Source organism: Chryseobacterium sp. (assembly GCF_022712095.1).
Classification (GTDB): domain Bacteria; phylum Bacteroidota; class Bacteroidia; order Flavobacteriales; family Weeksellaceae; genus Chryseobacterium.
Window position 1 is genome coordinate 1 of sequence record NZ_JALAHD010000241.1, and the last position, 14,126, is coordinate 14,126.

The following is a 14,126-nucleotide window of genomic DNA, read 5'->3' on the forward strand; positions in this document are numbered from 1 at the left end:
AAATGATAAGATATGAATGGTCCAAAACAAAGAATTATAAATGTTACATTCGATCTGTTTTTTAAGCAAGGATACAATTCTACGGGAATTAATCAGATTATTTCAGAAGCTAACGTGGCCAAAGCAAGTTTTTATCAGCATTTTAAATCTAAAGAAGATTTATGTGTTGAATTTTTGAATCTAAGACATTCTTTTTGGTTTGATCAGCTTAATCAATTCTTACAGCAAAAGAACAGTAGAGAGTCTAAAGTAATCGCTGCATTTGATTTTTTGATGGAAATGAATAAAAAAGAAAGCTTCAGAGGATGTAGTTTTCTCAATATTCTCTCTGAAATTCCAACAGATAACACGAAAATACTTAATGTGATTCAACTTCATAAAACAGAGCTCAGAAAATACTTTTTGGACCTCTTAGACGATCAGGATCTTTCTGATCATATTTATATGTTATTTGAAAGCTGTATAATAGAAAGTCAGCTTTTTAAATCAAATGAACTGATAGAAAAATCAAAAATCATAATCAACAAATTAATTAATAATGGAACAAAAGCACCCCCTTCCTCCTTTTACTTTTGAAACGGCTAAAGAGAAAATACAGATTGCAGAGAATGCATGGAACAGCCAGGATCCGGTAACGGTTTCCAAAGCTTATACAGTTGATAGTGAATGGCGGAACCGAGATGTCTTTGTAAACGGCAGAGATGAAATTGTAGAGTTTCTTGAAAAGAAATGGAAGAAAGAACTTAATTATAAACTTAAAAAAGAATACTGGGCACATACCGGCAATCGCATAGCAGTACGATTTGAATATGAATACCAGATAGAAAGTGGAGAATGGTTCAGAGCTTACGGAAATGAAAACTGGGAATTTGATGAAAATGGCTTAATGGCTAAAAGATATGCAAGTATTAATGATCTGTCCATAAAAGAAGAAGAAAGGAAGTTCAAATAGTTATTTGGATCCACGGGATACTTTAAAAAAATAAAATGTTTTTATTGAATTAATAGAAACAGTCTTCAGCCGGTTTTCCATTTTATGGTATTAAAGATGGCTTTAGCCGAAACCTAATTTCAACCCTCTTCAATTTTAGAAAATAAAAAAGCCCTCTATATTGAGGGCTTTGTATGATATAAATTCTAGTTTAGTTAAGCTAAAATTCTTTTTACCGCTTCTTTCACAGCTGCTGCATCAATTTTATACTTCTTCATCAGTTCAGCCGGAGTTGCAGATTCTCCGAAAGTATCATTCACTGCAACAAACTCCTGTCTTGTAGGTCTTTTTCTTGCTAACATTCCTGCTACAGACTCGCCTAAACCACCAAGATAGTTATGCTCTTCAGCAGTTACAATCTTACCTGTTTTTTCAACGGATTTTAAGATGATTTCCTCATCTAAAGGTTTAATGGTGTGGATATTGATCACTTCGCAGGAGATACCTTCTTTTTCAAGCTCATCTGCTGCTACAAGAGATTCCCATACAAGATGTCCGGTTGCTACAATAGTTACATCTTTACCTTCCTGTAAAAGAATTCCTTTTCCGATTTCGAACGGCATATCCTCAGGAATGAATACCGGTACTGTAGGTCTTCCGAATCTTAAATAAACAGGACCTTCATAATCAGCAATAGCAATTGTAGCTGCTTTTGTCTGATTGTAATCGCAAGGGTTAATAACCGTCATTCCCGGAAGCATTTTCATCATTCCGATATCTTCCAGTACCTGGTGAGTTGCTCCATCTTCCCCTAAAGTAAGTCCTGCGTGAGAAGCACAAATCTTTACGTTTTTTCCGGAATAGGCAACAGACTGACGGATCTGGTCATATACTCTTGAAGTAGAGAAGTTAGCAAAAGTTCCTGTGAATGGAATTTTTCCAGTGATACTAAGTCCTGCTGCGATTCCTATCATATTGGCTTCAGCAATTCCTACCTGAATAAATCTTTCAGGAGCCTTTTCAATGAATTTTTCCATTTTCAATGATCCGATAAGGTCTGCACAAAGTGCTACCACATTAGGATTTTTGTCAGCCAGTTCTGCTAAACCGGCACCGAATCCGGAACGCGTATCCTTTTTTTCTGTATATGTATATTTCATTTTTATTTTTTTAATCAAGATTTTTTAAATAGTTGTTGAGTTTCTTTTTATCAGATTGATCGAGCTTTTCCTGAATATCATTAAAATATAAAACTTCACGCCTTATTTCGTCTAAAGTGGTTTTGATCGCCACATTATGATATTCGGCTTGGGTAAGATACATATCACATATCTGACCTACATAATTTCTTACATGATCTTTTAGTTCTTTATGGGTAAACGCCGGAATGTGTTTTTCAAAATTTTGGCAATGCTCAGGAAGTCCTTTCCAAAGTTTTTCGCTAGGGATAATATTGACAGCAAAACTGTCTCCTTCTTCAGGTCCTTTTTTATATTCAGAAATATAATCCGGAATACCATAATCATTCATGTAATCGTCCGATATAGCAGCGGCAGAATCTACAGCAATAGCTGTGGAATCGTTATCATAAAATTTTTTTTCATTTTTATAAACTAACATAATAGAATCCTGCTTTCTCTGATATTCTGTCATAGCTTTTACATGATCAAAATACACATGGTTTTCAGAATCTCTCTTAGAGTTTAAGAGAACATATTCGTCATCATAATTCTCTTTGGGACCGGCTTTCAGAATGAATCCGCGAATACCGGAACTTTTATTGATTTTTGTTTTACCGATAAACTGATTTAATATTCCGTTTAAAATACTGAAATTATTAAGAGATGTTGATCTGTCATCTATACATAATTGAAGAGGGTCCTTATCTCCTTCCTCTGATTTCTCATAAATCAGATAATGAGAACAGGGAATCCCCAAAATGGTTTCTTTAGTATTCAATTTTTTTGATTCGAGAATTAATCCTTCTCCTTCATCATAATATCTGTATCCATATCCATAAAAAGAGGATAGATTTAATCCGGAAAGATGATTATTCATATCTAAAGAAACATTACTTGTTCCAAGAGCATCGGTGAAAAAATATAGAGGAAAGTCTTTAATGTTTACTTTTGTAAGAAATTCATTGTTATTACTTGCATACATCTTTACAGGATAAGAATTACCACGTTTTTCTTTGTATACATAATCATATTCCTGAGAGAAAGATATTTTTTTCTCCTGAGAAATTCCCATGATAAAATGGGTAAGAAAATAAATGAAAATGAATTTTTTCATATCAATCTGATGAGTCTCGTATGATTAATAATCAGCAGGGGCTTCCAAATATAATTGTTTGAATGCTGTCTCCAGTTGCTCATCGTTAGGAGCTTTCCCGTGCCAAGCATGAGTTCCCATCATATAATCTACTCCGTAACCCATTTCTGTGTGAAGGATAATAGCTACAGGTTTTTCTTTCCCGGTTTCCGATTTTGCTTTTTCAAGGATAGCAATTACAGCTTCAAGGTCGTTACCATTCTTTTCTTCTAAAACAGTCCATCCGAAGGCTTCCAATTTAGCATGCAGATCTCCTAAGCTTAGTACATCATCAGTATCTCCATCAATCTGACGTCCATTATAATCAATAGTAGAAATGATATTGTCAACTTTTTTAGCTGCAGCGAACATTAAAGCTTCCCAGATTTGTCCTTCCTGTAATTCTCCGTCTCCATGAAGAGAATAAACAAGAGACTGATCTCCGTCTAATTTCTTTCCTAACGCAGCACCTAATGCTACTGAAAGTCCTTGTCCGAGAGATCCGGAAGCAATACGTATTCCGGGTAGCCCTTCATGAGTTGTAGGGTGACCTTGTAATCTTGAATCCAGCTTTCTGAATGTTCTTAATTCATCTACAGGGAAAAAGCCAAATCGTGCTAAAGTAGAATAGAAAACCGGTGAAATGTGACCATTGGATAAATAAAAATGATCCTCATTCTTTCCTTCCATTGTGAAAGGTAATTTATAATTCAAGACTTTACCGTAAAGTGCTGTAAAGTATTCTGTACAGCCTAAGCTTCCGCCCGGGTGCCCTGAATTAACAGCATGAACCATTCTTAAAATGTCTCTTCTGATTTGTGTAGTAAGAGTTTTTAGCTCCTCAATACTTTTACTCATTATTTCTGATTTATTTGTATGCGAATTTACAATTTTTTAATGGCTTTTGGAAATGGAGTTAATGATGTCTATCTGGGATTAACACCCCTCATTTAAGAATACGGAAATTTCTGTAACAATATTATTGACGAATCTGAAAGTTAATTCCGTTCCGGCGTCTCCGTCAACGATTGCAAAATAATTTTCATTCTTTAATTTTTCTCCGGTTTCACTCCAGGCCGGATAAGCCCGGAAACTTTGAAAGTTTTTATAAGCATTGATTACTTCATCTTTGGTGCTTCCAACTCCAACACCACTTTTAGTTCTGAATTTTCTACTTTTTGTAATAATTCCGTAAACTACCCACGCATTAGTGTTTTTCTCATTGATATACCTTTCATCTATAAGAAGTCTTATAGATTCACCTTTATAAGTGACTGAGCTTTCTCCTGTATGGGAAACTTTGGTGCGGGAAACCTTTTCTACACTACTTTTTTCCATGTCGATTTTATAGGGGCCTATTCTTAGGGTAGAAGCCTCAAAATCCTCCTGTGCGGAAATAAAACTAAATGTAAATACAAATAGTAATAGTGAAATGAATTTTTGCATGATCGTGTTTTATTTAAAATTATTTTTTTCTGATGAGCCATAAACCGATGAAGGTTAGAAGGCCATTGATGATAAGCAATTCTAAGCCTATTTTAAATTCCCCGAAAATGTTTTCCTGATATTTATCAATGAAGAATGAGATCACAGGAGCAATAATGCAGATATAAGGGACCAGCTGATCTTTAACTTTATATTTTGTAAAGATTCCGAAAGCAAAAAGCCCTAAAAGCGGACCATACGTAAATCCTGCCAGTTTTAAGATCAATCCGATCATCGAATTATCATTAATAATTTTAAAGATAACCACCATAATAAGAAAAGAAAGTGCTACGATCAGGTGAATATTCTTTCTGAATCTTTCTTTCTTTTTAGTATCCCAGTCTTTATCCTTCATTCCGAAAACATCTATGCAGAGAGAAGAGGTAAGGGCTGTCATAGCTCCGTCAGCACTAGGGAACAATGCCGAAATTAAGGCAATGATAAATATAATCGAGATAAAACTGGGCATATGATTTAAAGCAATATCAGGGAAAAGCTGATCTCCAGAACTTACAACGTTTTCTGCAGCTCCATAAAGGTGAAGAAGCCCTCCCATATAAAGGAAAAGTGCGATAACTCCTAATAAAATAAATCCGAGTGTCACCATGTTTTTTTGAGAATCTTTCAGTTTGGTAACAGATAAACTTTTCTGCATCATCTCCTGGTCAATTCCTGTCATAGTAATCGTAATAAAAGCGCCGGCAAGAATTTGCTTGATAAAAAAGCTTTTTTCATTCGGGTTAAATTCAAAAACTTTAGTATATCCTTTTTCCTGCATGGCAATCAGGCTTTCCCCTAAATTTAATCCAAGATGGTTCAGCATGTAAACTGTGCAGATAATCAGACCTAAAAGCATACACGACGTCTGAAGTGTGTCCGTCCATACAATCGTTTTCACACCACCTTCATAGGTGTAAAGAATAATCATTAAAAGAATGATAAGCGTAGTAACGATGAAAGGAACTCCCAGACTGTCCAGAATAGAAACCTGAAGGATATTCACTACCAAGTATAATCTTGCTGTAGCTCCCACAAGACGGGAAATAATAAAGATCCAGGCTCCTGACTTATAAGAAAGCTGTCCCATTCTTTGCTGAAGGTAGCCATAAATAGAGGTGAGCTGCAAACGGTAATAGAGGGGAAGCAGTACATAAGCGATAGTAACATATCCTATAAGATATCCTAAAGTGATCTGTAAATAGGCAAAGCTGTCTTTCCCTACAGCACCCGGAACACTTACGAAAGTAACTCCCGATAAGGAAGTTCCTATCATCCCAAAAGCCACAAGCATCCAATTACTTTTACGGTTTCCTATAAAGAAACTTTCATTATCACTTCCTTTTCCTGTTTTGTACGCTACCCAAAGTAGTAAAGCAAAGTAAATAATGATGATAGACAGTAATATAATTGGAGACATATTTTTACAATTAAAAATTTTACAAATATAGTTTTTTTCATTTCTAGTAAAAAAACAAAAAACCTTCTGAAATTTCAGTTTCAGAAGGTTTTCTATGTAATTTTTTTATTTAATTATACCAGTACATCCTGCAGGCTTGCATCCTTTTGAAAAGAAGCCTTTGCAAACGGGCATAAAGGAATAATTTTTTTACCTTCTTTTCTTGCAAACTCTACAGCAGCCAAAAGCATTTCTTTACCTACACCCATTCCGTTGTATGCTTCTTCTACCTCTGTGTGATCTATAATGAATCTTTCGTCTCCGGCCCAGGTGTAAGTCATGGTTCCGGCATGTTTTCCACTTATAAAAGCTTCAAAGTGACCGTGTTTTTCTCCGTTGTTTTGTTGTACTTCTATCATGTTATACAAATTTGGTATTAATTTCTATTTCGTTAGTTAAGAGTTTGTGAACAGGACATGCATCAGCAATAGTGTGAAGTCTTTTTATTTGTTCCTCATCTATGTCGGTTCCTTCAAAGCTGATATTTCTTTTGAAAATAGCCGTTTTGGTTAAAGGATAATTTTCCATTTCCACCTCTACATCTATTTTTTCTACATTCCATTCTTTTCTATCGATATACATTCTCAAAGTAGCAGCTGTACAGCTGGCCAAAGAGGTGGCCAGAATTTCAAAAGGATTTAACCCTTTATTCTGTCCTCCTTTGTCTACAGGTTCATCAGTTATGATTGTATTTTCACCTGCCGTTACCTCTGTATAATATTTGGTTGTTCCTAGACTCGCCTTTACAGTTACTGACATTATTTATCGGTATTAAATTTATAACTTAATGCACCGGATGGACATTGATCGATTTGACTTTGTAATTCAGCAGGAGTAGCATTTTCAGCTTTTATCCATGGTCTTGTCTTCGGATTGTAAACCTGAGGTAATGTTTTGACACAAACCCCGGAATGAATACATTTCTTAGGCTGCCAGATTACTGTAATTTCTCCGTTTACATACTCATGTGTTTCCATAATCCATACTTTTTTAATGGTTAATTACCTTCTAGGTTCTCAACCTGATTTTTAAAATTTTCTATTTTTTCCTTTATTTCTTTTAGTATTTCAGGTTGAATGATGCCACTTTCCATATCGAAGTTTTCGTAAAATTTAGGCAAGGAAAATGTTTCTTTTATCTCAGCTCCAAACTGTGGAAAGAAAGTCTTTGCAGTATTCATTACATTTCCTCCTCCATAACCTCCGGGAGAAGTGCTCATTAAAAGCATGGGTTTATTTTGAAATACTTTTACATTGATTCTTGAAGCCCAGTCGAAAACATTTTTAAAAGCAGCGCTGTATGATCTGTTGTGTTCCGCAAGGGAGCATATAATTATATCACAATCTTCAATTACTTTTAAAAATTGGTGGGCTTCATCAGGAAATCCTTTCTTCTCAATATCTACCGAAAAAACAGGCATGGCATAATCATTAAGATCTATAAGGTTTATTTCATGATCCTGAAAATCTTTCAATACAAACTTTACCAGTTCCCGGTTGATGGAAGTCGAGGATGAGCTTCCTGCAAATGCTAATATTTTCATGTTTTTCTCTGAATGATTTATTTACGTTTTAGAATAGCTTTGGGAAGAGGTACAAATTCATCCTCATCTCCCGGAACTAATGGGAAAGCATCATGATTCTGATCATTCCAGTTCACTTTAGCCTGCTCCAGTAATTCTTTATCGGAATTCACAAAATTCCAGAAAATAAAACGTTCTTCTTCAAAAGGTTCACCCCCAAAAAGGTATACCGTAGAATTTTCACTCATCTCAAATTCACAAAGAGAAGTTTCCTTGGCGATAAGAAGCTGTTTAGAACCATAACTGTTTCCTTCAATATTTACTGTCCCGTCCAATACATACATGGCTGCTTCTCCGTAGAGATCCCTGCCGATACTTATTTTTTGAGGTTTTTTGGTTTTGATTTCAATGAAAAATAATTTGCTGTGAACGGGAACCGGTGATTTTTTTCCAAATGCTTCCCCAGCTATTAGTTTATAATGAACATCATTATCTTCCCATGAAGGAATATCTTCCGCTTCAGTATGGTGAAAGGTGGGTTCGGTCTGTTCCAGATGCTTCGGCAAGCCTACCCAGATTTGGAATCCATGAAGTTTTTTATCCGTATGTCTCAGGTATTCAGGTGTTCTTTCTGAATGAACGACTCCCTTTCCTGCTGTCATCCAGTTGACAGCACCCGGTTTTATTTCAACGGCACTTCCGATGCTGTCACGGTGGAAGATAGCACCTTCAAAAAGATAAGTTAAAGTAGAAAGCCCGATATGAGGATGAGGAGGAACATCGAGATTCTGATAGTCTTTTAAATTCGATGGTCCCATATGGTCGATAAAAACAAATGGACCTACAGCTCTTTTTTCACGGAACGGCAAAAGTCTTCCAACCAGGAAATTACCTATGTCAGCCGCTTTTTCTTCAATGATAAGTCCTATATTAGACATAATAAGAGTAAGTTTTTTAAGTTATTGATTAGCTAATTTAATTAATCTTTTAGGTTTCTGTTCTATTTTATTTTAATTAAAGTTTTTTATATAGTGCAATTTTTTTATGAATAAATATCATTCATTCCTGATAAATTTTACACAATATCACATAGCTTTTTTAAAGTTAGTAAAAAAGAAATTAGTATCACAAAAACTGAAATTAAGATTCTTTTAAATGTGATGACCTTTGCAGTCAGTCTTCCATATATCCGAATCTTCCGGTATTATAATCATCAAAAGCCTGCATGATTTCTTCTCTGGAATTCATGACAAAAGGACCGTGGCTGTATATTGGCTCATTAATAGGTTCCCCACTCATGATAAGTACAATGGAATCTTCGCTGGCTTCGATCGTAAAGTTTTCTCCTTTATTTTCAAACAAAATAAAATGATTAGCAGATGCTTTTTCTGAGCTGTTAATAATAATACTCCCTTCTATTACTAATGCTGCTGTATTATAATGTGAAGGAAATTCAAAAGCAGCTTTTCCACCGGCTTTTAACTTTGCATTCATAAGGTGTAAGGGAGTAAAAGTAGAAGCGGGACCGACCTGCCCTTTATATTCCCCGGCAATAATTTCAATGATTCCGTTTTCTGCCAGATCCACTTTGTTCATTTCAGAATTTTTAATGGACTGGTATTGGGGTTTGCTCATTTTATCTTTAGCAGGAAGGTTTACCCAAAGCTGAACCATTTGAAATATACCGCCGGTTTTAGACCATTCCCTTTCATGATATTCTTTATGAAGGACCCCTTTGGCAGCCGTCATCCACTGTACATCACCTTCTCCGATAACGCCTCCGCCTCCTGAGCTGTCATGATGTTCCACTTTTCCTTGGTAGGCGATGGTAACCGTTTCAAAACCTCTGTGAGGATGGACGCCGACACCTCTTGGAATTTCGGAACCATTAAAATGAAATTTTGCATTATAATCTAAAAGAATGAATGGATCCATTCTCTTCATTTCCAATTGTTTTACACTAGGGATAAAATTGTGAACTCTAAAACCATCCCCCACGAAATGAGCAGGTTTTGGAGGGATTATGATTTCTACTTTTTTAGTTGCCATAATGATTGTTGTTATATTTATAACAAAATTATTACAGCTACAGTTCAAATCCATTGACCTGTGATAATTTTGGAGAATTGTAAAATAAAGCTTTATTATTTATTAAAAGGAGAAGATTATTCCTATGATTTTAAATTTTTCCCATCAGAAATATGCAGTCTCCTGAATATAAATGCTGAAAATATGGTGAGGATTCCTACTGTCAAAAATGTATAACGAAAGGCATTATGAATTTCATTATTGATAAAGTTGGAAGTTTCAAATAATTTTAAAATAATTAATCCAAATGCAATTCCAAAACCTATCGCGAGTTGTTGATTTACTGATAGCAAAGAGTTTCCGCTGCTGGTTTGGAAATTTCTCAGGTCAGCGATTGAAATTGTATTCATGGAAGTGAACTGAATGGAATTGAAAAAACCTAAGGCTGTAATAATAGGAATAAACCAATACAAAGACGCATCCGCTCCGGGAATCCCCAGACAGCATATTAATATCCCGATGATTAATGTGTTGGCTATTAGGGTTTTGCGGTATCCATATCTGTTTAAGATTCTGATGACATACGATTTTCCGAATATGGCCATAATAGCCATGGGGGCAACAATCCATCCGGAGGTAACCGCTGATTGCTTGTATGCTATTTGTATCATCAGCGGAAGCAGTAAAGGAACAGAACTGATCCCTAATCTTGTTGCTAAGTTTCCTACGATTCCGACCCGGAAAGTCCTTACCTGAAATAAGTTAAGTGGGAAAATAGGGTTCTTTCCTTTTTTGGCATGTTTGTAATAATAATATAGAAATAAGAATCCTAAAATAAAAACAAGCAATACCGGCGTTATATTCTGCATGTCTCCAAATAGTTCCAAAGAGACGGAAAGTAAAAGGGAAGCTGCCGCAAAAATGAGAAAACCTTTTAAATCAAAGTCTACGGAGTCTGATTTATAATTCGGCATGTATTTAAGACCTAAAAAAATTCCAATAATTCCAATCGGAATATTAATCAGGAAAATCCAGTGCCAGGAGAAGTAATCTACCATATATCCTCCCACTAAAGGGCCCAGAACAGGTCCTATCAGTGCAGGAATGACAGCGAAATTCATCGCCTTTACTAGCTCATTTTTATCAAAAGTTTTAATTAATGCCAGTTTTCCTACAGGAGTCATTAAGCTTCCTCCGACTCCTTGCGCGACCCGTGATATGACTAGTTGAGTTAAATTTTGGGATAATGCGCAGAAAAGTGATCCAAGACTGAAGAAAACCAGAGAAATAATAAATATCTTTTTAGTTCCAAACCGATCTGCCAAAAAACCACTGGCAGGCATGAAAACAGCTAATGTCAATACATAGCTGATAATAGCATTTTGCATATTAAGTGGTGATTCCTGCAGATCTTTTGCAATGGAAGGCAGTGATGTATTCAGAATGGTGGAGTCCAGCATCTGCATGAAGATTGCTGTCGCAAGGATCAGAGGCAGTATTTTTTTTGTCGTTGTTTGCGATGAGATTTCTGACATTGTATTTTTTGTAAGCTCTAAACGTAAGTGTTTAAAGTAAGAATCTATTCCGAATATAAAATTAAAAAAGTCTTGTGGACTTTCACAAGACTTTTTTCAATTATTTCTTAGTTTTTTCTACTCCCTTCCATTCTTCGCCTTTTTTCTTGTACTGACTTAAAACGAAAGTTTTAAAATCTTTTGTTTTGTACTCTATATTATCAGTGTTCTGCTCAAAAGGCATAATATAATAATAATCAACATCTGTTTTGTCCGTTTTATTTCCTTTCTTTACAGTAGGAAGATATTTTGAAAACTTATAATTCGGTAGATATTGTTTCAGAGAAGTATAGAACTTTTTGTCATCTTCTCCAGGAATAATATCTACAACCTGGAAATCATCCTTTTTCTTATCAATCCATAGATAATAGGTTTTGTCTTCATTAAGGTTTCTGTTGAAAGAATTAAAGGCGAACAATTCTTTAGGAACCAGTTCTTTGATTTTTTCAGGATCCACCTTAGTGTAATATTGCCCTTTTAAAGGATCTACATAAGTTTCCAGATTGTACATCAATACCTCATTATTCTGGAAGTTTTTATTTTTAAAATATTGATTGAGAGATAATTCTGCTGTTGCTCTCAGCTCTTTTCCTCTTTCGTCCAGCTTTTTAGTTGGATTCTGAGGATTTACTTTTTTTACAAATTCATAAAGAATAACCGGCTTTATATCCTGAAGATGCGGATATGTCTTTAATTGTTCCGCTTTTACCAGCCAGTAATATTGTTGATAATAATCTTCTTTTTCACTGTCTTTGACATTTTTGTAGGTCAGAGCTAGTTTCTTAGAGTTAAGATATTTCCCAAATTTGCCTTGCCCAAAAGCAAAATTTAAAGATAATAAAGCAAAAAAAACAGTAATATTTCTTCTCATTTTTATAAATATGAATTTTTCGTTTTCCAAATATAATTATTTATTAGATATTATCTTTGATTGTTAGTTAAATTCTGTTCGAATTATTGATGTTAATTCAAAAAAAAATCCTGTATTGCTACAGGATTGATAAAATTTATAAGTTACATGATCTCTATTCATAAGAAGTTTGATGTACTTTGACAGCTCTTCCACTCGGATCATTCATCTTTTTGAATGCTTCATCCCATTCGAGTGCAATAGGAGTAGAGCAGGCTACAGAAGGTACGGAAGGTACTGTTGCAGCAGCTGTTTCGCTAGGGAAGTGTTCTTCGAAAATAGTTCTGTATCGATATTCTTCCTTGTTTTGTGGGGTGTTCAGAGGGAATCTGAACTTGGCATTTGCCATCATCTCATCACTCACTTCTTTTTCAGCAACATCTTTTAAAGTGTCTATCCATGAATATCCCACGCCGTCCGAAAACTGTTCTTTCTGTCTCCATACAATAGATTCAGGTAAAATGTCTTCAAAAGCTTTTCTTAAAACCCATTTTTCAATTTTTCCTTCCGCAGGATTTACCATTTTATCTTTTGGGTTAATGGTCATAGCAATGTCCATAAATTCTTTGTCAAGGAAAGGAACCCTTCCTTCAATTCCCCAGCTCATTAGTGCTTTATTTGCTCTAAGACAATCATAAAGGTGAAGTTTTCCTAATTTTCTTACTGTTTCTTCATGGAATTCTTTAGCATTAGGCGCTTTATGGAAATACAGATAACCTCCGAAAAGTTCATCAGAACCTTCTCCTGAAAGAACCATTTTGATTCCCATTGATTTTATCACTCTTGCAAGAAGATACATAGGAGTGGAAGCTCTGATAGTCGTAACATCATAAGTTTCCAGATGATAGATTACATCGCGTATCGCATCTAAGCCTTCCTGAACCGTAAAGTTGATTTCATGATGAACGGAACCTATATGGTCAGCCGCTTTTTTAGCAGCCGCCAGATCCGGAGAACCTACAAGTCCTACTGCAAAACTGTGAAGTCTCGGATACCAGGCTTCCTGAGTATCTCCACTTTCTACCCTTTGTCTTGCAAATTTTGCTGTAATGGCTGAAATTACCGAAGAATCCAATCCGCCGGAAAGAAGTACACCATAAGGTACATCACTCATCAATTGTCTGTGAACAGCATCTTCAAGCCCTTTTCTAAGTTTGTCAATATCTGTGGAGTTATCTTTTACATGCTCATAATCTTCCCAGTCTCTTTTATACCATTGCTGAAGTTCCTGTCCGTCTTTGCTGTACACAAAATGTCCCGGTAAAAAAGTCTCTATGGTTTTGCAGATCCCTTCCAGGGCTTTTAATTCTGAAGCTACGTAATAATTCCCGTTTTTATCCCACCCCTGATAAAGTGGACATATTCCCATATGGTCTCTTGCGATTAAATAAATATCATTTTTAATATCATAGAGTGAAAAAGCGAATATTCCATTTAGTTTTTCAATGAAATTTTTCCCGTATTTTTCGTAAAGTGCTAAAATTACTTCGCAGTCTGATTGGGTCTGAAACTCGTAATCAGGAAATTCTTCTTTTAGTTCTTTATGATTATAGATTTCACCGTTGACAGCTAAAATAATATTTTGATCTTTAGAAAATAAGGGTTGTTTTCCGGAAGTAGGATCTACAATAGCAAGGCGCTCATGAGAGAATACTACTTTTTCATTTTGAAATACACCGCTCCAGTCTGGTCCTCTGTGGCGTATTTTCTTCGACATTTCTAAAACCTGGGGTCTCAGTGTTTCGGTTTTTTGTTTGGCATCAAACAAACATACAATTCCGCACATAATTTTTTTTCTTTTATTTGTAAGCAAAAATATAATTGATGTTTAAAAATAACAATTAAAATTTTATTTAAGTTTAAAGTATTAATAAAAATTATTTATTTAAAGTATAAATTAAATTGAT

Annotated in this window: 16 protein-coding genes; 2 read left to right on the top strand and 14 right to left on the bottom strand. The window is 35.1% G+C overall.

Going from position 1 to position 14,126, the window contains the following annotated elements:
- The first annotated feature begins 12 nt into the window (after window positions 1–12).
- Window positions 13–576: a TetR/AcrR family transcriptional regulator gene (locus tag Q0A18_RS12615; RefSeq protein WP_292010506.1), complete on the top strand. Its 564-nt coding sequence runs from the start codon at window positions 13–15 to the stop codon at window positions 574–576.
- Window positions 539–952, top strand: coding sequence for a nuclear transport factor 2 family protein (locus Q0A18_RS12620; RefSeq protein WP_292010507.1), 414 nt, complete (start codon window positions 539–541; stop codon window positions 950–952). The genes Q0A18_RS12615 and Q0A18_RS12620 overlap by 38 nt, the downstream gene beginning before the upstream one ends.
- 194 nt (window positions 953–1,146) lie before the next feature.
- Here the strand turns inward: Q0A18_RS12620 and Q0A18_RS12625 are convergent, their stop codons facing one another.
- The 14 genes from Q0A18_RS12625 to asnB form a co-directional block, all read right to left on the bottom strand.
- Complete coding sequence (locus tag Q0A18_RS12625) at window positions 1,147–2,091, bottom strand: transketolase family protein (protein WP_292010508.1); 945 nt, start codon at window positions 2,089–2,091, stop codon at window positions 1,147–1,149.
- Between the two features lie 10 nt (window positions 2,092–2,101).
- Window positions 2,102–3,226, bottom strand: coding sequence for a hypothetical protein (locus tag Q0A18_RS12630; RefSeq protein WP_292010509.1), 1,125 nt, complete (start codon window positions 3,224–3,226; stop codon window positions 2,102–2,104).
- A gap of 24 nt (window positions 3,227–3,250) precedes the next feature.
- Window positions 3,251–4,135, bottom strand: coding sequence for a transketolase (locus Q0A18_RS12635; protein WP_292010521.1), 885 nt, complete (start codon window positions 4,133–4,135; stop codon window positions 3,251–3,253).
- 45 nt (window positions 4,136–4,180) lie between these two features.
- Window positions 4,181–4,690 carry a hypothetical protein gene (locus Q0A18_RS12640; protein ID WP_292010510.1) on the bottom strand — a complete coding sequence of 170 codons (510 nt, stop codon included), beginning with the start codon at window positions 4,688–4,690 and terminating at the stop codon, window positions 4,181–4,183.
- A gap of 19 nt (window positions 4,691–4,709) precedes the next feature.
- A complete protein-coding gene (locus Q0A18_RS12645) occupies window positions 4,710–6,146 on the bottom strand; it encodes a sodium:solute symporter (protein WP_292010511.1) in 1,437 nt (478 codons plus the stop codon).
- Between the two features lie 113 nt (window positions 6,147–6,259).
- Complete coding sequence (locus Q0A18_RS12650; protein ID WP_292010512.1) at window positions 6,260–6,544, bottom strand: GNAT family N-acetyltransferase; 285 nt, start codon at window positions 6,542–6,544, stop codon at window positions 6,260–6,262.
- Between the two features lies 1 nt (window position 6,545).
- A complete protein-coding gene (locus Q0A18_RS12655; protein WP_292010513.1) occupies window positions 6,546–6,944 on the bottom strand; it encodes an OsmC family protein in 399 nt (132 codons plus the stop codon).
- Window positions 6,944–7,162, bottom strand: coding sequence for a (4Fe-4S)-binding protein (locus Q0A18_RS12660; RefSeq protein WP_292010514.1), 219 nt, complete (start codon window positions 7,160–7,162; stop codon window positions 6,944–6,946). The genes Q0A18_RS12655 and Q0A18_RS12660 overlap by 1 nt, the downstream gene beginning before the upstream one ends.
- A gap of 20 nt (window positions 7,163–7,182) precedes the next feature.
- Window positions 7,183–7,728: an NADPH-dependent FMN reductase gene (locus Q0A18_RS12665; protein WP_292010515.1), complete on the bottom strand. Its 546-nt coding sequence runs from the start codon at window positions 7,726–7,728 to the stop codon at window positions 7,183–7,185.
- Window positions 7,729–7,745: 17 nt separating this feature from the next.
- On the bottom strand, window positions 7,746–8,645 hold the full coding sequence (locus Q0A18_RS12670; protein ID WP_292010516.1) for a pirin family protein: 900 nt from the start codon (window positions 8,643–8,645) through the stop codon (window positions 7,746–7,748).
- A gap of 235 nt (window positions 8,646–8,880) precedes the next feature.
- Entirely contained in the window at window positions 8,881–9,756 is an 876-nt protein-coding gene (locus Q0A18_RS12675; protein WP_292010517.1) for a pirin family protein, read from the bottom strand.
- 122 nt (window positions 9,757–9,878) lie between these two features.
- Window positions 9,879–11,270 carry an MFS transporter gene (locus Q0A18_RS12680; RefSeq protein WP_292010518.1) on the bottom strand — a complete coding sequence of 464 codons (1,392 nt, stop codon included), beginning with the start codon at window positions 11,268–11,270 and terminating at the stop codon, window positions 9,879–9,881.
- 100 nt (window positions 11,271–11,370) lie between these two features.
- Window positions 11,371–12,180 (bottom strand): hypothetical protein, encoded by an 810-nt coding sequence (locus Q0A18_RS12685; protein ID WP_292010519.1) that lies wholly within the window; start codon window positions 12,178–12,180, stop codon window positions 11,371–11,373.
- Window positions 12,181–12,334: 154 nt separating this feature from the next.
- Complete coding sequence (gene asnB / locus Q0A18_RS12690; protein ID WP_292010520.1) at window positions 12,335–14,005, bottom strand: asparagine synthase B; 1,671 nt, start codon at window positions 14,003–14,005, stop codon at window positions 12,335–12,337.
- Window positions 14,006–14,126: the final 121 nt, after the last annotated feature.

What these genes read in the sequence shown, in the direction of transcription:
- Q0A18_RS12650 (WP_292010512.1), bottom strand. Translation starts at nt 6,544, where the DNA reads ATGATAGAAGTACAACAAAACAACGGAGAAAAACACGGTCACTTTGAA.
- Q0A18_RS12665 (WP_292010515.1), bottom strand. Translation starts at nt 7,728, where the DNA reads ATGAAAATATTAGCATTTGCAGGAAGCTCATCCTCGACTTCCATCAAC.
- Q0A18_RS12670 (WP_292010516.1), bottom strand. Translation starts at nt 8,645, where the DNA reads ATGTCTAATATAGGACTTATCATTGAAGAAAAAGCGGCTGACATAGGT.
- Q0A18_RS12675 (WP_292010517.1), bottom strand. Translation starts at nt 9,756, where the DNA reads ATGGCAACTAAAAAAGTAGAAATCATAATCCCTCCAAAACCTGCTCAT.
- Q0A18_RS12620 (WP_292010507.1), top strand. Translation starts at nt 539, where the DNA reads ATGGAACAAAAGCACCCCCTTCCTCCTTTTACTTTTGAAACGGCTAAA.
- Q0A18_RS12630 (WP_292010509.1), bottom strand. Translation starts at nt 3,226, where the DNA reads ATGAAAAAATTCATTTTCATTTATTTTCTTACCCATTTTATCATGGGA.
- Q0A18_RS12680 (WP_292010518.1), bottom strand. Translation starts at nt 11,270, where the DNA reads ATGTCAGAAATCTCATCGCAAACAACGACAAAAAAAATACTGCCTCTG.
- Q0A18_RS12640 (WP_292010510.1), bottom strand. Translation starts at nt 4,690, where the DNA reads ATGCAAAAATTCATTTCACTATTACTATTTGTATTTACATTTAGTTTT.
- Q0A18_RS12660 (WP_292010514.1), bottom strand. Translation starts at nt 7,162, where the DNA reads ATGGAAACACATGAGTATGTAAACGGAGAAATTACAGTAATCTGGCAG.
- Q0A18_RS12685 (WP_292010519.1), bottom strand. Translation starts at nt 12,180, where the DNA reads ATGAGAAGAAATATTACTGTTTTTTTTGCTTTATTATCTTTAAATTTT.
- Q0A18_RS12625 (WP_292010508.1), bottom strand. Translation starts at nt 2,091, where the DNA reads ATGAAATATACATATACAGAAAAAAAGGATACGCGTTCCGGATTCGGT.
- Q0A18_RS12645 (WP_292010511.1), bottom strand. Translation starts at nt 6,146, where the DNA reads ATGTCTCCAATTATATTACTGTCTATCATCATTATTTACTTTGCTTTA.
- asnB (WP_292010520.1), bottom strand. Translation starts at nt 14,005, where the DNA reads ATGTGCGGAATTGTATGTTTGTTTGATGCCAAACAAAAAACCGAAACA.
- Q0A18_RS12655 (WP_292010513.1), bottom strand. Translation starts at nt 6,944, where the DNA reads ATGTCAGTAACTGTAAAGGCGAGTCTAGGAACAACCAAATATTATACA.
- Q0A18_RS12615 (WP_292010506.1), top strand. Translation starts at nt 13, where the DNA reads ATGAATGGTCCAAAACAAAGAATTATAAATGTTACATTCGATCTGTTT.